Source organism: Streptomyces sp. NPDC057438 (assembly GCF_042802995.1).
Classification (GTDB): domain Bacteria; phylum Actinomycetota; class Actinomycetes; order Streptomycetales; family Streptomycetaceae; genus Streptomyces.
The window spans coordinates 32,755-54,031 of the sequence record NZ_JBHVDD010000030.1 but is presented as its reverse complement, the minus strand read 5'-3'; the positions used below and the strand labels follow the sequence as shown (position 1 = coordinate 54,031).

Here is a 21,277-nt window from a genome sequence, read left to right as displayed (position 1 = left end):
AGGCGTGCTCGAACGGCGGACGAACTCCGGGCGAACAGGCGGGCCCGCGCGCCTGTGGTGCCGGGGGTGAGGTGGATGACACGCTGAGCGCATGAACATCTCTTTCCTGGGCAACTGGCGCAAGAGGCGTGGTCCCGCCTTCGGGGTCGCGGTGTTCACCGGCGGCGACGACGACGGTCACGCGGGCCTCGCCGAACTCCTCGCCGAATGCGAACTGCTGCGCGCCCAGGCCGCACAGGCGGGTGTGCGGCTGGACGACTCCGCGTCCTCGCTGGAAGCCCTCGACCAGCTCGTCCCGCGCTGGCGCGACGACGAGGAGACCGCGGCCTGGCTGGGCAACGACGCCGGGCTCTACCTGGGCACGGTGGTCGTCCGGACCGTCCCGGGCGCCCGCTGGGAGATCTGGCCCAACGGGCAGCCCGTGGTGCGTCTGGTGTCCGGCCGGGAGATCGACGTGGTCGAGGCCGGCCAGGAGTGGGCGGCGAGCGGAGTGCCGGAACTCTCCCAGCTCTACGCCGAGGTCGCCGAGTCGTGACGACCCCGCACCGCGCTCTCGCCGTCGGCCGTGGCACCGCCGGGGCGGCGACAATACGGCTAATGCGCGGCCGTGCGTGTCGTGGACGGGGGCCATGGCCGTCCGGATAGTTTGCGGCACCGGCACCGGCACCGGCACCGGCACCGGCACCGGCACGACAGAGCACCGCACGACATGACAGGGCACACCACGGCACGGCCGACAGCGAGTAGGGCGGGCAGGGCATGGCGATCGATCCGCTGATCGAGATGCACGGCGTGAACAAGTACTTCGGCGATCTGCATGTCCTCCAGGACATCGACCTCACCGTCGGCAGGGGGGAGGTGGTCGTGGTCATCGGCCCGTCGGGGTCGGGGAAGTCCACGCTGTGCAGGGCGATCAACCGGCTGGAGCCCATCCGCTCCGGCACGATCCTGCTCGACGGGCAGCCGCTGCCGGACGAGGGCAAGGCCCTCGCGGCACTGCGCGCGGACGTCGGCATGGTCTTCCAGGCATTCAACCTCTTCGCGCACAAGACGGTCCTGCAGAACGTGTCGCTCGGTCAGGTCAAGGTCCGCAAGAGGAAGAAGGAGGACGCCGACCGGCGCTCCCGCGAACTCCTCGACCGGGTGGGCCTCGCCGACCAGGCGTCCAAGTACCCGGCGCAGCTCTCCGGCGGTCAGCAACAGCGCGTGGCCATCGCCCGCGCCCTCGCCATGGACCCCAAGGTCATGCTCTTCGACGAGCCGACGTCGGCCCTCGACCCGGAGATGATCAACGAAGTCCTCGAAGTGATGCAGCAGTTGGCGCGGGAGGGCATGACCATGGTGGTCGTCACCCATGAGATGGGCTTCGCCCGCTCCGCCGCCAACCGGGTCGTGTTCATGGCGGACGGCCGCATCGTCGAGGACCGCGCTCCGGACGCGTTCTTCACGAACCCGGAGAGCGACCGTGCCAAGGATTTTCTCTCCAAGATCCTCAAGCACTGACCACCGCCACATGACCGGGCGCGGTCCTCGACTACGATGAGCGGTTCATCCACTTGGGGTGAGCGAGGCCGTGGACGCCACCCCGGCCGAAACAGGAGCGCCGCCGCCGGACACGCGGCGGCCAGGGGCCAGGCCCGTCCGGCGGCAGCCGGAGATCACTGCTCGCGCAGCGGGATCGACACGTACGACGGGTCGTTCGGCGGCGAGGAGAAGGTCAGCTGCGCGCCGGTCGGGTTGTGCTCGATGTAGAGCGGGTCGACCGTGTCGACGACCAGGGCGAGACGGTGGCCCGCCGGAACGTCGTAGGCCGTGGAGAGCAACTCCAGGTCCACACCGAACGGCTTCCCGGGCGTCATGCCGTGGAAGGTGTACGGCGCGTGGCTGACCAGCTTGCCGAGGCCGAGCGGGCCCACGTCGTACAGGTAGGCGACGAGGGTGCCGCTCTCCTTGGTGGGGGTCACCGTGGTGTGCAGCTTCGCGGTGCCGCGCACGGCCTGCGCGGTGGCGTACTTCTCCGACTGCCACACGGCCGTCCAGCGGCGCGGCAGCAGCGGGATCGAGGCCACGGGCGGGAGTTGTGCCACCTGGTCCAGGATGCTGGACAGGAAGACGACCCCGCCGTTCGCGCCCGAGTCGACGTTCGCGCGGATCGTGGTGCCGCCCGTCAGGGCGATCTTCTGGCGGGTCGCGGTGACGGACTTCCAGTCCGGATAACCCTCGAAGGCGCCGCCCGTACGGGACTTGAGCCGGACGGGCTGCTCGCGGTCGATGCCGTTGTCGGTGCCCTTGAGGTAGCGGTCGAACCAGCGCCGGGTGTCCGTCCAGACGTCGTTGGGCAGCCCGAACAGGCCGGTCAGCTCCGTGGTGGCGTGGTCGCCGGGGCGCAGCTCCAGCCGCTTGGGGCCGGTGAGCTTCTCGTAGAAGTCGGCGTACTGGTTGGGCGGGAAGATCGAGTCGCCCCAGGCGTTGGCGAGCATGACGGCCGTGCCGTTGGTGTTCAGCCGGTCCAGATAGGTCTCGGGGGAACGTTTCTTCCCCCAGGCGATCATGTCCTCCTCCTTCGTGAGGTCGGAGGCGTAGAAGCTCTTGAAGATCTGCTGGAGTTCGGGGCTCTGGCGGCCGGTGATCCGGCCCGCGCCGTCCAGCAGGGCGGACGCCTGGAGGTGCTGGGTGCGTCCGCCGTAGATCGAGTCGATCAGGTCCGCCCAGCCGCTCAGTGCCGCCACGGCCTTGACGCGCTGGTCGTGCGCGGCGGTGAGCAGGCTGATGCCCGCCCCGTAACTCAGCCCCGCCATGCCGATGTGTGCGGCGTCGGCCGGGGTGTTGGCGAGGGCCCAGTCGATCACCCGGGAGGCGTCGGCCGTGTCGGGTGGACCCGCGACCTCTATGTATCCGCCGGACTCCCAGAAGCCGCGGACGTTGTAACTGACCACCACATAACCGGCGTCGGCCAGTTTCCGTGCCTGGGCCAGATACTCGATCTGTGGGAGGCCCCAGCTCGTGGGCAGCACGAGGAGCGGGTACGCGCGTGAGGTGTCGGCAGGTGCGACGACGTTGGCCTTGAGGACCGTGCCGCCGTCGCCGGCGATGTCCACGAAGCGGGTGGTGGGAGCGGCGGTGGAGCCGGAGGCCGCGTGAGCGGCGGGTGCGAGACCGAGGGCCGTACCGGCGATCAGGGTGGCCGAGACGGCGCCGACGGCGCTCGTCCGCAGTGCCCCGGCCGTACGCGAGGTGGTGCCGTGCTGGTGTCTCATGGGTCGCCTCACTCGTGTCAGTGCAAAGTGACCCGACGGTAACCGGACACCCTTACCGGAAGTAACTCCCCGGTAAGTTACGTGACGGTAACGTTCGATGATGGACCGGTACGACGGTGCTAGGAGGCGCGGTGCGAGATCTGGGCCGGTGCGGAAGGCGCCGGGGTCTGGGCCGCGCGGGTGACGTCCGCGACGAGTTCGACGACATCTGGGCCGTACGCCTGTGAGTTGACGACCTTCAGCAGGAGTACGAAAGAGCCCGTGCCGTACTTGCGGTGCAGGCGCTCGTGGTTGCGGGCCAGATAGCGTGTGGCGGCCTGGTTGGTGATCGCGCGCTGGCCGCAGAAGAGGAAGACGGGCCGGGCCTGGTCGGGCTGCCCGGTGGTCAGCCGGGCGAGGATCACGTGTTCGGTGATCCCCGGGTCCAGGCGGTAGCGGTCGCCGCCGATGTGCAGCGCCACCCGGTCGGGGCCGGGCTCGGGGTCGAGGTTGAAATGGATGCCTGGCAGCATCGCGGATATGTGCGCGGCCATGCGCCGGTTGGAGCCGGGACCCCCTACGCAGAACTCGGTGCGTTCACCGAAGCCCTGTTGGGCGGCATCCTGCGTGATGATCTGAGCGTGCGCGCCACAGTCCTTGATCAGTGCGGAGAGCTCCAGCAGCGCGAAGACGTCGAAGCGGTGTACCGCCAGGTTCGCGGTCGACGGATCGCGGCTGACGACCAACAGGGACTCGGCGTTGTCGGGCAGCCCGAAGAACGTCTGCTTGCGGCGGAGTTTCCTCTTCCACAGGTACGTCCGGAAGGTCCAGCCCAGCGAGGCGCTGAGCCCCGCCGCGATCACCCCGAGGACGATATTGCGCACGTCGTCATTCATGGCCGCGCATGGTAGCGGGCGCGGCCGAGACCTGTCCGAATCCATGTCCGATTCCGGGCCCGGTGTCCCGGTTCGGCGGGCTGTCGCGGGGGTGCCCCGGCACCGCCGGATGGCCGAGACGCCGCTGACGGGGTCATGGCGCCCGCGTTAGTCTGCGCGGACGGTCCTTGACTGGAGGTACGGATGCGTCTGCGTCGCCCTGTCGCGCGGAAACTGGCTGTGCTGGCGGCAACGTCCGCCGTGGTCGCGGTGGGGGCGGCCCCGCCGTCCCAGGCCGCGACGGGCCCCGTCGAGAAGGTCCCGCTCGCCGTGGGCCACGGCGGTGCCGTCTCCAGCGTCGACCCGGACGCCTCCGCCGCCGGTATCGAGGTGCTCCGCAAGGGCGGCAACGCGGTGGACGCGGCCGTCGCCACGGCCGCCGCGCTCGGCGTCACCGAGCCCTACTCCGCCGGTATCGGCGGGGGCGGCTACTTCGTCTACTACGACGCCGCCTCCCGTACGGTGCACACCATTGACGGCCGGGAGACCGCGCCCCTGAGCGCCGACCGGAACCTCTTCCTGGACAACGGCACGGCGATCCCGTTCGCCGAGGCCGTCACCAGCGGGCTGAGCGTCGGCACACCCGGCACCCCCGCGACCTGGCAGAGCGCGCTGAACAGTTGGGGCAGCAGACCACTCGCCAAACTGCTGAAGCCCGCCGTGAAGCTCGCCCGGCACGGGTTCACCGTCGACGCCACCTTCCGCGCCCAGACCGCCTCCAACGAGGCCCGGTTCCGCAACTTTCCGGCCACGGCCGACCTCTTCCTCCCCGGCGGGCAGCTGCCGGTCGTCGGCTCGACCCTGAAGAACCCCGATCTGGCCCGCACCTACGCGCTGCTGGGCCGCAAGGGTGCCGGCGCCCTGTACCGGGGCGACATCGCCCAGGACATCGTCGACACGGTCAACAAACCCCCGGTGGACCCGGGTTCGGGCTACAACGCCCGGCCCGGCGACCTGACCACGGCCGACCTCGCGGCGTACCGGGCCAAGCGCCAGGCGCCCACGAAGACGTCGTACCGAGGTCTCGGCGTCTACGGCATGGCCCCCTCGTCCTCCGGCGGTACGACGGTCGCCGAGGCGCTCAACATCCTGGAGCGGACCGACCTCTCCAAGGCGAGCGACGTCCGGTATCTGCACCGCTACATCGAGGCCAGCCGCATCGCGTTCGCCGACCGCGGCCGCTGGGTCGGCGACCCCGCCTTCGAGGACGTCCCCACGCAGGAACTGCTGTCACAGGAGTACGCCGACTCGCGCGCCTGCCTGATCAAGGACGACGCGGTGCTCACCAGCCCCGTCGCGCCGGGCGATCCGCGGAACCCGGCCGCCTGCCAGGCCGGCGGCACCGCCGCGCCGACGACCTACGAGGGTGACAGCACCACCCACCTCACGGTCGCCGACAAGTGGGGCAACGTCGTCTCGTACACGCTCACCATCGAGCAGACCGGCGGCAGCGGCATCACCGTGCCGGGCCGCGGTTTCCTGCTCAACAACGAGCTGACGGACTTCTCCTTCACCCCGGCCAACCCGGCCGTGCACGACCCGAACCTGCCGGGGCCGGGCAAGCGGCCGCGCTCGTCGATGTCGCCGACGATCGTGCTCGACCGGCACGACCAGCCCGTGGTGGCGCTCGGTTCGCCGGGCGGCGCGACCATCATCACGACCGTGCTGCAGACCCTGACCGGGTTCCTCGACCGGGGCCTGCCGCTCGTCGACGCGATCGCCGCGCCACGGGCCAGCCAGCGCAACCAGACCACCACCGAACTCGAACCGGGCCTGTGGAACAGCCCGCTGCGAACGGACCTCGAAGCCATCGGACACGGCTTCCGGCAGAACCCGGAGATCGGTGCGGCGACCGCCGTCCAGCGCCTGTCGAACGGCAGGTGGCTGGCCGCCGCGGAGACCGTACGGCGCGGGGGCGGCGCGGCGATGGTCGTGCATCCCACGAAGTAGGCACCCACGCCGGGCGGCCTACGGCCGGGCGGGCCCCTCGGAGGCGGGCGGCGGAGACGGCGGCTGTGGCCGCGGCTGTGGTGGTGGCGTCGTACGGAAGGCGAGCCGGCCGTCCTCCACCTCCGCCACCACCCGGCTGCCGGACGGCAGCCGGCCGTCGAGAAGCAGCCGGGACAGGGGGTTGTCGACCTCGCGCCGGATCGTGCGGCGCAGCGGACGGGCGCCGTACTCGGGCTGGTCGCCGTGGCGGGCGAGCCATTCCACGGCCCGCCCGGTGAGGTCGAGGGTGACACCCCGCGCGCGCAGCCGGTCGCGGGTGCGCTCCAGGAGCAGGTCGGTGATCCGCCGCAGTCGGTCGTCGGTGAGACGGCGGAACACCACGATCTCGTCGACGCGGTTGAGGAACTCGGGCCGGAAGTGCTCCCGCAGCGGTCGCAGGATCCGCTCGCGCCGGTTCTCCTCGGCCGCCTCCGCACCGGCCGCCGAGAAGCCCGCCCCGGCCCCGCCGCGGACGACGGCCTCCGAGCCCAGGTTGCTCGTCATGACGATCACCGTATGGGTGAAGTCGACCGTGCGGCCCTGCGCGTCGGTGAGCCGTCCGTCGTCGAGCACCTGCAGCAGCAGGTTGAAGACGTCCGGGTGGGCCTTCTCCACCTCGTCCAGCAACAACAGGGCGTACGGGTGCCGCCGCACGGCCTCCGTCAGCCGGCCGGCCTCCTCGTGACCGACGTAGCCGGGCGGGGCGCCGATCAGCCGGCTGACCGTGTGCCGCTCCTGGTACTCGCTCATGTCGAGCCGCACCATCCGGTCCTCGCCGCCGAAGAGGGCCTGCGCCAGCGCGCGGGCCAGTTCGGTCTTGCCGACGCCGGTCGGGCCCAGGAAGAGGAAACTGCCGACGGGCCGTTCGGGAGCGGCGAGCCCGGCGCGCGAGCGCAGCACGGCGTCCGCGACCACGTCCACCGCCTCGTCCTGCCCGACGACCCGCTCGCGCAGCCGCTCCGCCAGCCCGAGCAGCCGCTGCGCCTCCTCCTGGGTGAGGCTGCTGACGGGGATGCCGGTCCGCCGGGAGACGACCTCGGCGATGTCCTCGGCGGTGACCTGCAGCCCCTGCCCGTCGTCGGCCCGCCCCTCGCCGTGGTCCGCGCCGATCCGCTGCCGCAGCTCACCGATCCGGTCCCGCAGCCGGGTGGCCCGCTCGTACTGCTCGGCCGCGACCGCCTGGTCCTTGTCCCGGGTCAGATCCTCGATCTCCCGTTCCAGGGTGCGCAGATCCGTCCCCTTGGTCCGGGCGCGCAGCCGGACGCGGGCCCCGGCCTGGTCCATCAGGTCGATGGCCTTGTCGGGCAGCCGGCGGTCGGTGAGATACCGGTCGGACAGGTCCACGGCGGCCGTCAGCGCCTCGTCGAGGTAGCGGACCTGGTGGTGGGCCTCGTACCGGTCGCGCAGTCCGCGCAGGATCTCCAGGGCGTCCTCGCCGCCCGGCTCGGGGACGAGCACCGGTTGGAAGCGGCGGGCGAGTGCCGCGTCCTTCTCGATCCGCCGGTACTCCTCCAGGGTCGTGGCCCCGACGATGTTCAGCTCGCCGCGCGCCAGGGCCGGCTTGAGGATGTCGCCCGCGTCCATGCCGCCGCCCTCGCCCGAACCGGCGCCCACGACGGTGTGCAACTCGTCGACGAAGACGACCAGTTCCCCGCAGTGGGCGCGGATCTCGTCGACGATGTTCGTCAGCCGCTCCTCGAAGTCGCCCCGGTAACGGGTTCCGGCGACGACCCCGGACAGGTCCAGGGCGACGACCCGGCGCCCGGCCAGGACGTCGGGCACGTCGCCCTCGGCGATGCGCTGGGCCAGGCCCTCCACGATCGCCGTCTTGCCGACGCCCGCCTCACCGATGAGCACGGGGTTGTTCTTGCCGCGCCGGGAGAGCACTTCGACGGTCTGCTCGATCTCCTCGTCCCGTCCGATGACCGGGTCGATACGGCCCTGCCGGGCGAGGTCGGTCAGATCGCGGCCGTACTTGTCGAGCGTCGGGGTGCTGGTCGGGACGCGGCGTGGCAGGTCGGGGTGCGGCGGCACTCCGGGGAGGGCGGTGCCCGCCGTCGGCTCCTGCGAGTCCGGCGGCAGCGCCGCGGCCGCCAGCCGTGCCGAGCCGAGGATGTGACCGGCCGCCGAGTCGGGGTGGGCGGCGAGGGCGCTGAGGACGTGTTCGGGACCGATGTGCCCGGAGCCGGTGGCCCTGGCCCGTTCGTGGGCGTCCAGGAGCGTCCGTTTGACCGCGGGCGTCAGGGCCAGGGACGCGGGTGCCGGGCCCTGGCCGGGCCGGTGGCGCTCCGGGCCGGACCGGGCGTCGATCTCACCGGCCAGCGTGTCGGGGTCGGCGCCCGCGCGGGCCACCAGACTTCGCGTCGGTTCGGCGCTCAGCGCGGCGCGCAGCAGGTGCTGGGTGTCCAGGTCGGTGCTGCCGCGCCGTGCCGCGTACGCCGCGGCGTCGGCCACCAGCCGGCGGGCCGGGCCGCTCATCAGGCGGCCCACCTCGACCCGCCGGGGGCGCGGGCCGCCGAAGAAACGGGCGAGGAACTCACTGAAGGGGTCCGGACCGTAGCCGTCGGGCCCCGGGATTGCGCTGTTCATTCGCCGCCGGGTTCCCGCGTGCGGGTGCGCCATGCGGGGCGGGGGGCGCCGTTGGGGGTGCGGTGGTCCTTGCGGGTGCCGGTCCGCGGTGGTTGCTCGCGCAGTTCCCCGCGCCCCTGAAAACCGGGGCTGCGCCCTTGCCTTTCATCGGCCCTCGCTGTCGAGGTTCGCGCACCGCCGCCGTCCGAAGGCCCGCCGGGCCAGTCTTTTCAGGGGCGCGGAGACCTGCGCGAGAAGCCGACGCACCCGCACCCCTACCCGCAAAGGCACCCGCACCCGTAAACCACCCGCAGCCCTTAGCGGGCCGTCAGTATGCGGGGGCCCGTGTCCGTGACGGCGACCGTGTGTTCCGCGTGGGCCGCACGGGAGCCGTCGTCCGTGCGCAGCGTCCACCCGTCCGGCGCCGCGTGGAAACCGTCGCCGCCCCCACCGAGAACCATCGGCTCGATCGCCAGGACCATCCCGTGCCGCAGCTTCATTCCCCGTCCGGGCCGCCCCTCGTTCGGCACGCCCGGATCCTCGTGCATCTGCCGCCCGATCCCGTGCCCGCCGAACCCGTCGGGAATCCCGTACCCGGCGGAACGGCACACGGTGCCGATCGCGTGCGCGATGTCGCCGATGCGGTTGCCGACGACGGCCGCCCCGATGCCCGCCGCGAGGGCGCGTTCGGCCGTCTCGACGAGCCGCAGGTCGGCCGCGCGCGGCTCGCCCACCACGAAGCTGACCGCCGAGTCCCCGGCCCAGCCGCCCAGCACGGCGCCGCAGTCGACGGAGAGGAGGTCGCCGTCGCGCAGCCGGTACGCCGTCGGGATGCCGTGCACGATCGCGTCGTTCACGGAGGCGCAGACGACCGCGGGGAACGGCGTGGGCGCGAACGAGGGCCGATAGCCGAGGAACGGTGACGTGGCCCCCGCCTCCCGCAGCACCTCCCGCGCCACCTCGTCCAGTTCGAGGAGGGAAACCCCCACGTCGGCCGCCTTCCGCACCGCCGTCAGTGCGCGCCCCACGACCTGCCCCGCCTCGTACATCGCGTCCATGGACGCATCCGTCTTCAGTTCCACCATGCCAATTACTATACCGGTCGCTGCCCAATTAATATACCGGTCCACCGGTGGGGTCCGGTATTAGAATGGGGCCATGGTGCGCACCCCACTGACCCCCGAAGAGCGCGAACGCGGCGAGCGGCTCGGCCGGTTGCTGCGCGAGGCCCGCGGCGGCCGGAGCATGGCGGAGATCGCCGCTCAGGCGGGACTCTCCGCGGAGACCCTGCGGAAGATCGAGACCGGCCGGGCCCCCACCCCGGCCTTCTTCACGATCGCCGCTCTCGCCCGCGCGCTGGGCCTGTCCATGGACGAACTCGTCACGCGCTGTGCACCGGTCGCCGGTGACGCCCCGGCGGCCGCGGTCGCCTGAGCCCCGGCCCGGACCCGTCACGCACGGCCCCCGCCCGGCCGCGCACGGCGCACCGCGTCCGCCCCGAAAACTCCACGTAGCCCGCCTGTAACACAACTGGTGTTTTCTTGCGGGTCGGAGCACTCCAGTCGGCCGGGGAGCATGCGATGACGGTGGATCAACTCCCGGCACAGGTAAGGGAGTTCGCGCAGTACCTGAACAAGTTGATGGCGAAGCTGGACCAGGGCGGCGGCTGGTGCGGCGTCTTCTGGCAGCGCGACCCCGACGGCATGCGCGCCTGCCTGGAGGGGCAGGAGGTGCCGCCCTGGGACGTCGTGCAAGCACTCATGCACGACCTCCACACCGCCTACGGCCCCGCCGCCGCGGCCCAGGAGACCGAGCGCGCCCGCGCTCTGCACACCGCCTCCCTCGCCGCCCACGACGCCCGGCCCGGCGGCCGCGACGCCCTCGGCGACCGCCTCGACGTCATGCTCCGCGAACAGCGCTACGCCGCCGAACGCGCCGCCGAACTGACCCACCGGCTCCGGTCGGCCACCACCCAGGTCGAGGCCGACACCATCCGCCTCGACCTCGCCTGGGCCCACGACGACCGCGAACGCGCCACGGCCCGCTGCACAGAACTGCGCACCCGCATCGAGCACGCCGACCGCCGCGCCCCCCTCGAACCCGTGCGGGACGCGGCCCGGGGGCGGGAGACCACCACCGGGGACGCCTTCCGGGCGGGCGCCCCGCAGGCGGGGGAGACCACGGCCGAGTGGGCGCGGCACCCGGGCGAGCATGCGTACGTGGACCGGTACGGCGCCGAAGGCCCCACCCCCGTGCCCGAGGGAGGCGTTCGTACAGCTCAGGCCGCCGGACCGGGCACCGCCCCCGCTTCCGACACCGGCCCCGGGCCCGCCGCCCCGGCGCCGGTCAAGCAGCGGGCCAGGCGCCGCCCGCGCGGGGGCGCCCGTTTCGCCGGGGCGGTGGAGGCCGAGGACGACCGGCCCGGCGTACCGGAGAAGGACCGGCCCGACGCGCCGGAGGACGACCGGTCCGTCGGGCCCGGGACCACCGCGCCGGCGGCCGGTCGAAAGGGCCGTGCTCCCCGGGGCGCCCGGTACGCCGGAGTCGCGGAGCGGACCGAGGGGGAGACGGAGGCACCGCAGCAGCCGCGGGCGCGGCAGCCGCTGGACGACGACGCGCGGCGGGAGGTCGCCGACACCGTGGACCGCCTGGTGCGGCTGCGCCGGGAGGGCCGCAGCGGCGAGGCGCACGCCCTCCTCGTGGAGGCCGCGCGATGGCCCGCCGCCCGCTTCCCCTTGCTCGCGGCCGAGCTGCACCGGGCGGGGCTCGGCGCCGACTGGGCGACCCTGCTGTGGGAGGCCGGCTCGCTGCCCGCCGACCGGCTGGTCGCGGTGGCGGACGCCCTGGACGCGGTGGGCCGCGCCCCGGACGGGGAGCAGATGCTCCGGCAGGGCGTCTCGCGGCCCGCCGAGGAGATCGGCGAGGCGGTGCTCGCCCTGACCACCGAGGGACGGGAGCGGGAGGCGCGTGCGCTGCTCGACGTCTATGTGCGCATACGCACGCCGGAGGAGGCGGCGCGCACCGCGGAGGCCCGCCCGCGACGGCTCGGACCCCTCGTGCTGGCGGCGGCGCGCCGCGTCTCCGAGGAGCGCTACCGCGAGGTCGTGCACGCGCTGCGCGTGCAGGGGCTCAGCTGACCCGTCCGCCCCGAACCCCCCGCTCGCCTCGCCTGCACCGCCCGACGGAGCCGGCCGGTCCGGTGCGCGAAACACGGGGGCAATCACCCACTGGAGTGCGAAACGTGATCGACTCGGCCGGTTGACGACGATGGTCTTGCCCAGCCCGTCGACGGGGCTTAGTTTCAAGCCTCTACGACCTTCGTCTACGGGCGTAGAGGCTCTCTGAGGTCCCTGTCGAAGGAGCAGCTGAGATGGCCAACGTCGTACGCGCCGCCCTCGTCCAGGCGACCTGGACCGGCGACACCGCGTCCATGGTCGCCAAGCATGTCGAGCACGCCCGCGAGGCCGCCCGGCAGGGCGCGAAGGTGATCGGCTTCCAGGAAGTCTTCAACGCGCCCTACTTCTGCCAGGTCCAGGAACCCGAGCACTACGCCTGGGCGGAACCCGTGCCCGACGGCCCCACCGTCACGCGCATGCGGGAGCTGGCCCGCGAGACCGGCATGGTGATCGTCGTCCCGGTCTTCGAGGTCGAGCAGTCGGGGTTCTACTACAACACCGCTGCGGTGATCGACTCCGACGGCACCTACCTCGGCAAGTACCGCAAGCACCACATCCCCCAGGTCAAGGGGTTCTGGGAGAAGTACTACTTCAAGCCCGGCAACCTCGGCTGGCCGGTCTTCGACACAGCCGTCGGCAAGGTCGGCGTCTACATCTGCTACGACCGCCACTTCCCGGAGGGCTGGCGCCAGCTCGGTCTGAACGGCGCCCAGCTCGTCTACAACCCGTCCGCCACCCACCGGGGCCTGTCCTCCCACCTGTGGCAGCTGGAACAGCCCGCGGCCGCCGTCGCCAACGAGTACTTCGTCGCCGCGATCAACCGGGTCGGCGTGGAGGAGTACGGGGACAACGACTTCTACGGCACCTCCTACTTCGTGGACCCGCGCGGCAGGTTCGTGGGCGAGGTCGCGAGCGACCAGGGCGAGGAACTCGTCGTACGGGACCTCGACTTCGACCTCATCGAGGACGTGCGGCAGCAGTGGGCGTTCTACCGGGACCGCCGCCCCGACGCCTACGAAGGACTCGTGCAGCCCTGACGGGACTCGCAGCGCCCCGAGGTGGGCACGTACAGCCGTGACACCCGCAGAACCCGTACAGGAGTGAAAGGAGTGGTGCAGCCGTGACCGACGAACTGCTCGGACGCCACAAGGCCGTACTGCCCGACTGGCTCGCGCTCTACTACGCGGACCCCCTGGAGATCACCCACGGCGAGGGCCGGCACGTCTGGGACGCGGCCGGCACCCGGTACCTCGACTTCTTCGGCGGCATCCTCACCACGATGACGGCGCACGCGCTGCCCGAGGTCACCAAGGCGGTGAGCGAGCAGGCCGGACGCATCGTCCACTCCTCGACGCTCTACCTCAACCGGCCCATGGTCGAACTCGCCGAGCGGATCGCGCAGATGTCCGGCATCCCGGACGCCCGCGTCTTCTTCACCACCTCCGGCACCGAGGCCAACGACACCGCGCTGATGCTGGCGACGACCTACCGCCGCAGCAACCAGATCCTGGCGATGCGCAACAGCTACCACGGCCGTTCCTTCAGCGCGGTCGGCATCACCGGCAACAAGGGCTGGTCCCCGACCTCGCTGTCCCCGCTCCAGACGCTGTACGTGCACGGCGGCGTCCGCACCCGCGGCCCGTACGCCGACCTGAGCGACGCCGACTTCATCACGGCCTGCGTCGCCGACCTGGAGGACCTGCTCGGCCACGGCCGTCCGCCGGCCGCGCTGATCGCCGAGCCGGTCCAGGGCGTCGGCGGCTTCACCTCACCGCCGGACGGCCTGTACGCGGCCTTCCGCGAGGTGCTCCAGCGGCACGGCGTGCTGTGGATCGCGGACGAGGTACAGACCGGCTGGGGCCGCACCGGCGACAACTTCTGGGGCTGGCAGGCGCACGGGCAGAACGGCCCGCCGGACATCCTCACCTTCGCCAAGGGCATCGGCAACGGCATGTCCATCGGCGGTGTCGTCGCCCGATCCGAGGTCATGAACTGCCTGGACAGCAACTCGATCTCGACCTTCGGCGGCACCCAGATCACCATGGCCGCCGGGCTCGCGAACCTGAACTACCTGGTCGAGCACGACCTGCAGGGCAACGCGCGGCGCGTCGGCGGACTGCTCATCGAACGGCTGCGGGCGATCACCGCACAGATTCCCGAGGTACGGGAAGTACGCGGCCGGGGCCTCATGATCGGCATCGAGCTGGTGAAGCCCGGCACGGACGAGGCCAACCCGGAGGCCGCGTCCGCCGTTCTCGAAGCCGCCCGCCGGGAGGGCCTGCTGATCGGCAAGGGCGGCGGCCACAACACCAGCGCGCTGCGCATCGCGCCCCCGCTGTCGCTGACCGTAGCCGAGGCCGAGGAGGGCGCCGACGCCCTCGAACGGGCTCTGAGGAGCATCCGGTAGCACCAGAGGAACAGATCTGAGGAACACCGCCATGACCACCACCTCGGCACCCGCCCCGGAACCCGCCCTGTCGGTACGCCAGGTCCTCGGCCTGGACCGGGTCCTCGCCGGAGAGCCCGAGGTGGTGGCCGGGGCCGGTCAGCTCGACCGGCCCGTGCGCTGGGTCCACGTGGCCGAGGCCCCCGACGTGGGCGTGATGCTCACCGGCGGCGAGATGGTCCTCACCACCGGGGTCCTGCTCGCCGGGAACGAGGAGGCCCAGGCCGAGTACATCCGCTCGCTGTACCGGGCCGAGGCCGCCGCGGTCGTCCTCGGTCTCGGCCGGGCCTTCCCGACGCCGCCCGACGTGATGCGCCGGGCGGCGGAGCGGTGCGGTCTGCCGATGGTGGTGCTGCACCGGCCGTTCCCCTTCGCCGAACTGACCGAGGAGGTCCAGTCCCGGCTCGTCCGGCGGAAGTTCGCGGCCGTGAGCCTGTCGGAGGCCGTCCGGACGGCCCTGACCGGGCTGATCACCGCCGGTGCACCGCTGCAACGGCTCCTCGACGAGATCGCCCACCACGCGGGCTGTCCGCTCGTCGTCACCAACCTGGCCCATCGCGTCCTCGCCACGGCGGGGGAGCGGTCCGCGGTCGACGACGTGCTGCGTGACTGGGAGCGCATCTCACGGCAGGCGGGCGGCAACCAGGTCGACGGCTGGATCAGGGCCGAGCTGGGCGGACGCGGGGAGCGCTGGGGCCAGATCGTGCTGTGCGGACACCGGGGTGACACCGCCACGGGGCGGCTGCTCGCCGACCGGGCCGCCGAGGCGCTCGTCCTGCACCGCATGCTCGGCGGTTCGGCGCACAGCTGGGAGGAGCAGTCCGCGCAGGGCCTCCTGACGGACCTCGTCTCCGGGGTCGTACCGGCCCGGCAGCTGCTGCCGAGGGCGCGCGCGGCCGGGCTGCCGGTCAACCGCCGTACGTTCGTCCCGCTCGTCGTACGCGACGGGGACCCGGCGCAACTCGACCGTGTCCTGCGGGTGCTGGGGCTCTCCGGGCTGGTCGCCGAGCTGGCGGAGGGAGCCACCGCCGTCCTCCTCAGTCTGGCCCGGGACCAGGACGCGACCGCGCTCACCGCGCACTTCGCGACCCGGCTGCGGTCGGAGTCGGGTGTGCGGACGACGGTCGTCGCCGCCGCCGAGGCCAGGACCACCTGGGAGGACGTGCCGGGCGGGCTGCGCGAGGCCCGGCACGTGGCCGACGCCGTGGCCCAGTCCGCCACGACCGGGCTGGACCTCCCCGTCGTGGTCCGCCTGCGGGACGTCCATCTCCGGGGCCTGGTCCGGCTGCTGCGGGACGACCCGCACGTACAGGCCTTCGCCGAGCGGGAGCTGGACGGGCTGCTGTGCGGTGACGGGCACGCCGAGCAGGACCTGCTGCCCGTGCTGCGGACCTATCTCGCGACCGGCCGCAACAAGTCGCACACCGCCCAGCTGCACCACGTCAGCCGGCCCGCGCTGTACCGCCGGCTCGAAGCCATAGAGGCCCGCCTCGGCGTGGACCTCGACGACTTCGAACAGGCCGCGTCCGTCCACATCGCCCTCCTCGCGCACGACGCGCAACAGGGCTGAAACATGCCGGGACCTGCGAAAACTCCGGTGAAACATGTGCCCACGAAGAGGTGACACGGTGGAACGCGAAACGCCTTCAGACGTGACACCGTGCAACTCAAACCCGCCACCCGGACTTCCTAGGCTCACCGCACACCCAGTGACCGGAGGTTCCGATGAGCAGAGTCATCCGCGCAGCCATCTTCCAGACGGCCTGGACCGGCGACAAGGAGTCGATGATCCAGGTCCACGAGCAGGCGGCCCGCGACGCGGCCGCGCAGGGTGCGCAGGTCCTGTGCTTCCAGGAGCTGTTCTACGGTCCCTACTTCTGCCAGGTCCAGGACAAGGCGTTCTACGAGTACGCGGAGGCGATCCCCGACGGCCCCATCGTCAAGCGCTTCCAGGCGCTCGCCAAGGAACTGGGCCTCGTCCTCGTGCTGCCGATGTACGAGGAGGAGCAGCCGGGCGTCCTCTACAACACCGCCGCCGTGATCGACTCCGACGGCACGTACCTCGGCAAGTACCGCAAGCACCACATCCCGCAGGTCCCGGGATTCTGGGAGAAGTTCTACTTCCGCCCCGGCAACGCGGGCTGGCCGGTCTTCGACACCGCCGTCGGGAAGATCGGCGTCTACATCTGCTACGACCGGCACTTCCCGGAGGGCTGGCGTGCGCTGGGTCTCGGCGGCGCCGAGATCGTGTTCAACCCGTCGGCCACCTCCCGCGGCCTGTCCCGCTATCTCTGGCAGCTGGAGCAGCCGGCGTCGGCCGTCGCCAACGAGTACTTCATCGGCGCCATCAACCGGGTCGGTGTCGAGGAACTCGGCGACAACGACTTCTACGGCACCTCCTACTTCGTGGACCCCGAGGCCCAGTTCGTGGGCGAGGTCGCCTCCGACAAGGAGACCGAACTCGTCGTCCGCGACCTGGACCTGGCCAAGCTCCGCGAGGTCCGCGACCGCTGGCAGTTCTTCCGCGACCGCCGCCCGGACGCCTACGGCCCGCTGACGGCGCCGTAGCACCGCATGACCCGCGTCCCTGACGGGCCCCGCAGGGGCCCTGAGGGGCGCGGGGAACTGCGCGACCAGCCCAAGACGACCGGCACTGTCCCGACAACCGAACGGAGCGTGACCGAATGAGCGGCCGTACTCTGATCCGCGGCGGTCTCGTCATCACCGCGTCAGACGAACTGCACGCCGACGTCCTGATCGAAGACGGCCGGGTCGCCGCCCTGGCGGCGAGCGGCACCCCCACCGCCGGCGCCTGGACCGCCGACCGCACCCTCGACGCCACGGGCAAGTACGTCATCCCGGGCGGCGTCGACGCCCACACCCACATGGAGCTCCCCTTCGGCGGCACCTCGGCCTCCGACACCTTCGAGACCGGCACCCGGGCGGCGGCCTGGGGCGGTACGACGACGATCGTCGACTTCGCCGTGCAGGGCGTCGGCCACGCCCTGCGCGAGGGCCTCGACGCCTGGCACGCCAAGGCGGAGGGCAACTGCGCCATCGACTACGGCTTCCACATGATCGTGTCCGACGTGAACCAGGACACGCTCAAGGAGATGGACCTGCTGGTGCAGGAGGGGGTGACCTCCTTCAAGCAGTTCATGGCCTACCCGGGCGTCTTCTACAGCGACGACGGCCAGATCCTGCGCGCCATGCAGCGCTCCGCCGAGAACGGCGGACTGATCATGATGCACGCGGAGAACGGCATCGCGATCGACGTGCTGGTCGAACAGGCCCTGGCCCGCGGCGAGACCGACCCCCGCTACCACGGCGAGGTCCGCAAGGCCCTGCTCGAAGCCGAGGCCACCCACCGCGCCATCAAGCTCGCCCAGGTCGCCGGTGCTCCCCTGTACGTCGTGCACGTCTCGGCCATGGAGGCAGTGGCCGAGCTGGCACGCGCACGGGACGAGGGGCTGAACGTCTTCGGCGAGACCTGCCCGCAGTATCTGTTCCTCTCCACGGACAACCTCGCGGAGCCGGACTTCGAGGGCTCCAAGTACGTGTGCAGCACGCCCCTGCGGCCGCGCGAACACCAGGCGAAGCTCTGGCAGGGCCTGCGCACCAACGACCTCCAGGTGGTCTCCACCGACCACTGCCCGTTCTGCTTCGTCGGCCAGAAGGAGCTCGGCCGCGGCGACTTCTCCAAGATCCCCAACGGCCTCCCGGGCGTCGAGAACCGCATGGACCTCCTGCACCAGGCGGTCGTCGACGGGCACATCTCGCGGCGCCGCTGGATCGAGATCGCCTGCGCCACCCCGGCCCGCATGTTCGGCATGTACCCGAAGAAGGGCACCATCGCACCGGGCGCGGACGCCGACATCGTCATCTACGACCCGCACGCCGAGCAGGTCATGTCCGCCGAGACGCACCACATGAACGTCGACTACTCGGCGTACGAGGGCAAGCGCACCACGGGCCGGGTCGAGACGGTCCTCTCGCGCGGCGAACTCGTCATCACCGAGCGGGAGTACACCGGGCACGCCGGGCACGGCGTCTACACCCCCCGCTCCACCTGTCAGTACCTCAACTAGGAGCGCAGCACATGGACTTCGGACTCGTCCTGCAGACCGACCCGCCGGCCTCGCGCGTCGTCGAGCTGATGAAGCGCGCCGAGAACAACGGTTTCACGTACGGCTGGACCTTCGACTCCGCCGTGCTCTGGCAGGAGCCGTTCGTCATCTACAGCCAGATCCTGGCCGGCACCACGAGGCTGACGGTCGGCCCGATGGTCACCAACCCGGGCACCCGCACCTGGGAGGTCACCGCCTCGACCTTCGCCACGCTGAACGACATGTTCGGCAACCGCACGGTCTGCGGCATCGGTCGCGGCGACTCGGCGATGCGGGTGGCGGGCCGCAAGCCCAACACCCTGGCCCGGATCAGCGAGGCGATGAAGGTGATCCGGTCGCTGGGCAGCGGGGGAGAGGCCGACCTCGGCGGCACCGTGATCAGCTTCCCGTGGATCAAGCCCGGTGCCCACCTCCCCGTCTGGATGGCCGCGTACGGACCCAAGGCCCTGAAGATGACCGGTGAGGAGGCCGACGGCTTCATCCTCCAGCTCTCCGACCTCTACCTCACCGAGTACATGGTCAAGGCGGTCAAGGACGCGGCGGTCGCCGCCGGGCGAGACCCGTCCGAGGTGAAGATCTGCGTGGCGGCCCCCGCGTACGTCACCGAGGACGACTCGCCCGAGGCGCTGGCCCACGCGCGGGAGCAGTGCCGCTGGTTCGGCGGGATGGTCGGCAACCACGTCGCCGACCTGGTGTCGAAGTACGGCGAGCACTCCGCGGCCGTACCGGAGGAGCTGACGGACTACATCAAGGCACGTGAGGGGTACGACTACTCCCACCACGGGCGCGCGGACAACCCCGACACCCAGTTCGTGCCGGACGAGATCGTCGACCGGTTCTGCGTGATCGGCACTCCCGAGGCGCACATCGAGAAGCTCGGCGCGCTGCGCGCGCTGGGCGTGGACCAGTTCGCCGTCTACGACATGCACGACGCGCAGGAGCGGGTGATCGACGTGTACGGCTCCACGGTCATCCCGGCCGTCAACGGCTGACCCCTCTCCCTTCCCGGAACAGGCCGGTGACTGCGAGAATCCGGCCAACCCGAATAAAGCGGAACCAGTAGCTCCGATTCTGGCGCCGACCGCTCCGCCCCTCGACCCCCCCCACACCTTGTCTCCCTTCCCTCCGCCGTCCGGAGGGAAGGGGCCCAAGGCCTCCGCACGGCCTTTCGTTCCCGTCCCGTCTCCCCTGATTGGCCTGCCCATGACCGACATAGCCTCCTCGGGGTCGCCGAGAGCCCAGAGCGCCGACCCGTCCGGCCGGATCGAGCTGGCGCCCGGGGCCTTCCCCGCCGAGAGCCCCTTCGCCAACGAGGACCTGCGCCCCGTACCCGTCTCCGAGCGCAAGTGGACGACGTACAACTTCGCGGCGCTGTGGATCTCCATGGCCCACTGCATCCCCAGCTGGACCCTGGCCTCCGGCCTGGTCGCCCTCGGCATGGACTGGAAGCAGGCCGTCTTCACCATCGCCCTGGCCAACATCATCGTGCTGCTGCCGATGCTGGCCACCGGGCACGCCGGCCCCAAGTACGGCATCCCGTTCCCGGTGCTCGCCCGCGCATCCTTCGGGCTGCGGGGCGCCAACATCCCGGCGATGATCCGGGCGGCCGTGGCCTGCGGCTGGTTCGGCATCCAGACCTGGATCGGCGGCTCCGGCATCTTCGCCCTCGGCTCCAAGCTGACCGGCGGCGAATGGGAGAAGGCGGGACAGATCGCCGGCAATCCCTGGCCGCTGTGGCTCTGCTTCATCGTCTTCTGGGCGCTGCAGATAGCGATCATCTACCGCGGCATGGACTTCCTGCGGCACTTCGAGAACTGGGCCGCGCCCTTCGTGATCGTCGGCGCGCTCGTGCTGCTGGTCTGGATCGCGGTCAAGGCGGACGGTTTCGGCGCGCTGCTCGACCAGCCGTCCAAGCTCGGCTGGGGCCCCGACTTCTGGCCGGTCTTCTTCCCCTCGCTGATGGGCATGATCGGTTTCTGGGCGACCCTGTCCCTGAACATCCCCGACTTCACCCGCTTCGGCGCCAGCCAGAAGGCGCAGACCTGGGGCCAGGCCCTGGGGCTGCCGACGACCATGACGCTCTTCGCGGTCCTCGCCGTGCTGGTCACCTCCGGCTCCGAGGTGGTCTACGGCGAGGCCATCTGGGACCCGGTCGCGCTGGCGGCCAAGGCGGACAACGCCTTCGGGCTGCTCTTCGCGCTGATCATCGTGCTGGTCGCCACCATCTCCGTGAACATCGCGGCGAACGTGGTGTCACCGGCGTACGACCTGGCGAACCTCGCCCCGAAGTTGATCAACTTCCGTACGGGCGCCCTCATCACGGGCGTCGTGGGCATCCTGATCTTCCCGTGGAAGCTGATCTCCACGCCCGAGTTCTACATCTTCACCTGGCTCGGGGTGGTCGGCGGTCTGCTCGGCACGGTCGCCGGCATCCTCATCGCCGACTACTGGATCATCCGCCGCACCGTCCTGCACCTCGCCGACCTGTACACGCCCGGCGGGCGCTACTGGTACGCGTCCGGCTGGAACTGGCGGGCGATAGCGGCCTTCGTGGTCGGCGGCGTCCTCGCGGTCGGCGGCTCCTACTCGACCGTCTCCGAGGACGGCGTGGCCTCGGGACCGTTCCCGCACGACGGCATGATCCCGTTCCTCAAGCCGCTGGCCGACTACGGCTGGGCGGTGGGGCTGGCCACGTCGATGCTGCTGTACGTGGCGCTGATGGCAGGCGAGAGGAAGAAGGAGCAGCGGCAGGCGGAGAAGGGGTCCGTCCGACAGCGGCCGTGACCGGGGCGACGGTGGC

Annotated in this window: 16 protein-coding genes; 12 read left to right on the top strand and 4 right to left on the bottom strand. The window is 71.5% G+C overall.

The annotated features are described in order from the left end of the window. Window positions 1–91 precede the first annotated feature (91 nt). Entirely contained in the window at window positions 92–535 is a 444-nt protein-coding gene (locus tag ACFU5F_RS18745) for a DUF6278 family protein (RefSeq protein ID WP_383888177.1), read from the top strand. A 224-nt stretch (window positions 536–759) separates the two neighbouring features. Continuing rightward, entirely contained in the window at window positions 760–1,503 is a 744-nt protein-coding gene (locus tag ACFU5F_RS18740; RefSeq protein WP_383888174.1) for an amino acid ABC transporter ATP-binding protein, read from the top strand. Between the two features lie 155 nt (window positions 1,504–1,658). Here the strand turns inward: ACFU5F_RS18740 and ACFU5F_RS18735 are convergent, their stop codons facing one another. Continuing rightward, window positions 1,659–3,257 (bottom strand): CocE/NonD family hydrolase, encoded by a 1,599-nt coding sequence (locus ACFU5F_RS18735; protein ID WP_383888172.1) that lies wholly within the window; start codon window positions 3,255–3,257, stop codon window positions 1,659–1,661. Window positions 3,258–3,376: 119 nt separating this feature from the next. Then, complete coding sequence (locus tag ACFU5F_RS18730) at window positions 3,377–4,132, bottom strand: hypothetical protein (RefSeq protein WP_383888169.1); 756 nt, start codon at window positions 4,130–4,132, stop codon at window positions 3,377–3,379. A 183-nt stretch (window positions 4,133–4,315) separates the two neighbouring features. Between ACFU5F_RS18730 and ggt the strand changes: the two genes are divergently transcribed. After that, complete coding sequence (gene ggt / locus ACFU5F_RS18725) at window positions 4,316–6,121, top strand: gamma-glutamyltransferase (protein ID WP_383888166.1); 1,806 nt, start codon at window positions 4,316–4,318, stop codon at window positions 6,119–6,121. Window positions 6,122–6,139: 18 nt separating this feature from the next. On the opposite strand, the gene ACFU5F_RS18720 is transcribed toward ggt, so the two are convergent. Together ACFU5F_RS18720 and map are read right to left on the bottom strand one after the other, a co-directional pair. Beyond that, on the bottom strand, window positions 6,140–8,749 hold the full coding sequence (locus ACFU5F_RS18720; RefSeq protein ID WP_383888163.1) for an ATP-dependent Clp protease ATP-binding subunit: 2,610 nt from the start codon (window positions 8,747–8,749) through the stop codon (window positions 6,140–6,142). 296 nt (window positions 8,750–9,045) lie between these two features. Next, the gene (gene map / locus ACFU5F_RS18715; protein WP_383888160.1) at window positions 9,046–9,813 is read right to left on the bottom strand and encodes a type I methionyl aminopeptidase; all 768 of its coding nucleotides are present in this window, start codon (window positions 9,811–9,813) and stop codon (window positions 9,046–9,048) included. A gap of 73 nt (window positions 9,814–9,886) precedes the next feature. Between map and ACFU5F_RS18710 the strand changes: the two genes are divergently transcribed. The 9 genes from ACFU5F_RS18710 (at window position 9,887) to ACFU5F_RS18670 (ending at window position 21,261) form a co-directional block, all read left to right on the top strand. Then, window positions 9,887–10,162 carry a helix-turn-helix domain-containing protein gene (locus ACFU5F_RS18710; protein WP_383888157.1) on the top strand — a complete coding sequence of 92 codons (276 nt, stop codon included), beginning with the start codon at window positions 9,887–9,889 and terminating at the stop codon, window positions 10,160–10,162. A 146-nt stretch (window positions 10,163–10,308) separates the two neighbouring features. Further along, window positions 10,309–11,865: a hypothetical protein gene (locus ACFU5F_RS18705; RefSeq protein WP_383888155.1), complete on the top strand. Its 1,557-nt coding sequence runs from the start codon at window positions 10,309–10,311 to the stop codon at window positions 11,863–11,865. A 233-nt stretch (window positions 11,866–12,098) separates the two neighbouring features. Beyond that, on the top strand, window positions 12,099–12,941 hold the full coding sequence (locus ACFU5F_RS18700) for a nitrilase-related carbon-nitrogen hydrolase (RefSeq protein ID WP_319363140.1): 843 nt from the start codon (window positions 12,099–12,101) through the stop codon (window positions 12,939–12,941). Window positions 12,942–13,024: 83 nt separating this feature from the next. Further along, window positions 13,025–14,311, top strand: a complete 1,287-nt coding sequence (locus tag ACFU5F_RS18695; protein ID WP_383888152.1) for an aspartate aminotransferase family protein — start codon at window positions 13,025–13,027, stop codon at window positions 14,309–14,311. A 31-nt stretch (window positions 14,312–14,342) separates the two neighbouring features. Further along, the gene (locus tag ACFU5F_RS18690) at window positions 14,343–15,920 is read left to right on the top strand and encodes a PucR family transcriptional regulator (protein ID WP_383888150.1); all 1,578 of its coding nucleotides are present in this window, start codon (window positions 14,343–14,345) and stop codon (window positions 15,918–15,920) included. Window positions 15,921–16,075: 155 nt separating this feature from the next. After that, window positions 16,076–16,918, top strand: coding sequence for a nitrilase-related carbon-nitrogen hydrolase (locus tag ACFU5F_RS18685; protein WP_383888148.1), 843 nt, complete (start codon window positions 16,076–16,078; stop codon window positions 16,916–16,918). 116 nt (window positions 16,919–17,034) lie between these two features. Then, window positions 17,035–18,438: a dihydropyrimidinase gene (gene hydA / locus ACFU5F_RS18680; RefSeq protein ID WP_383888146.1), complete on the top strand. Its 1,404-nt coding sequence runs from the start codon at window positions 17,035–17,037 to the stop codon at window positions 18,436–18,438. An 11-nt stretch (window positions 18,439–18,449) separates the two neighbouring features. After that, window positions 18,450–19,469: a TIGR03842 family LLM class F420-dependent oxidoreductase gene (locus ACFU5F_RS18675; RefSeq protein WP_383888144.1), complete on the top strand. Its 1,020-nt coding sequence runs from the start codon at window positions 18,450–18,452 to the stop codon at window positions 19,467–19,469. Between the two features lie 211 nt (window positions 19,470–19,680). Then, window positions 19,681–21,261 carry an NCS1 family nucleobase:cation symporter-1 gene (locus tag ACFU5F_RS18670; RefSeq protein WP_383888142.1) on the top strand — a complete coding sequence of 527 codons (1,581 nt, stop codon included), beginning with the start codon at window positions 19,681–19,683 and terminating at the stop codon, window positions 21,259–21,261. The last annotated feature ends 16 nt before the right edge of the window (window positions 21,262–21,277 follow it).

Excerpts from the sequence above, each read along its gene's own strand:
- ACFU5F_RS18700 (WP_319363140.1), top strand. The coding sequence starts at position 12,099 with ATGGCCAACGTCGTACGCGCCGCCCTCGTCCAGGCGACCTGGACCGGC.
- ACFU5F_RS18690 (WP_383888150.1), top strand. The coding sequence starts at position 14,343 with ATGACCACCACCTCGGCACCCGCCCCGGAACCCGCCCTGTCGGTACGC.
- map (WP_383888160.1), bottom strand. The coding sequence starts at position 9,813 with ATGGTGGAACTGAAGACGGATGCGTCCATGGACGCGATGTACGAGGCG.
- ACFU5F_RS18685 (WP_383888148.1), top strand. The coding sequence starts at position 16,076 with ATGAGCAGAGTCATCCGCGCAGCCATCTTCCAGACGGCCTGGACCGGC.
- ACFU5F_RS18740 (WP_383888174.1), top strand. The coding sequence starts at position 760 with ATGGCGATCGATCCGCTGATCGAGATGCACGGCGTGAACAAGTACTTC.
- ACFU5F_RS18745 (WP_383888177.1), top strand. The coding sequence starts at position 92 with ATGAACATCTCTTTCCTGGGCAACTGGCGCAAGAGGCGTGGTCCCGCC.
- hydA (WP_383888146.1), top strand. The coding sequence starts at position 17,035 with ATGAGCGGCCGTACTCTGATCCGCGGCGGTCTCGTCATCACCGCGTCA.
- ACFU5F_RS18675 (WP_383888144.1), top strand. The coding sequence starts at position 18,450 with ATGGACTTCGGACTCGTCCTGCAGACCGACCCGCCGGCCTCGCGCGTC.
- ACFU5F_RS18670 (WP_383888142.1), top strand. The coding sequence starts at position 19,681 with ATGACCGACATAGCCTCCTCGGGGTCGCCGAGAGCCCAGAGCGCCGAC.
- ggt (WP_383888166.1), top strand. The coding sequence starts at position 4,316 with ATGCGTCTGCGTCGCCCTGTCGCGCGGAAACTGGCTGTGCTGGCGGCA.
- ACFU5F_RS18720 (WP_383888163.1), bottom strand. The coding sequence starts at position 8,749 with ATGAACAGCGCAATCCCGGGGCCCGACGGCTACGGTCCGGACCCCTTC.
- ACFU5F_RS18710 (WP_383888157.1), top strand. The coding sequence starts at position 9,887 with ATGGTGCGCACCCCACTGACCCCCGAAGAGCGCGAACGCGGCGAGCGG.
- ACFU5F_RS18735 (WP_383888172.1), bottom strand. The coding sequence starts at position 3,257 with ATGAGACACCAGCACGGCACCACCTCGCGTACGGCCGGGGCACTGCGG.
- ACFU5F_RS18730 (WP_383888169.1), bottom strand. The coding sequence starts at position 4,132 with ATGAATGACGACGTGCGCAATATCGTCCTCGGGGTGATCGCGGCGGGG.
- ACFU5F_RS18705 (WP_383888155.1), top strand. The coding sequence starts at position 10,309 with ATGACGGTGGATCAACTCCCGGCACAGGTAAGGGAGTTCGCGCAGTAC.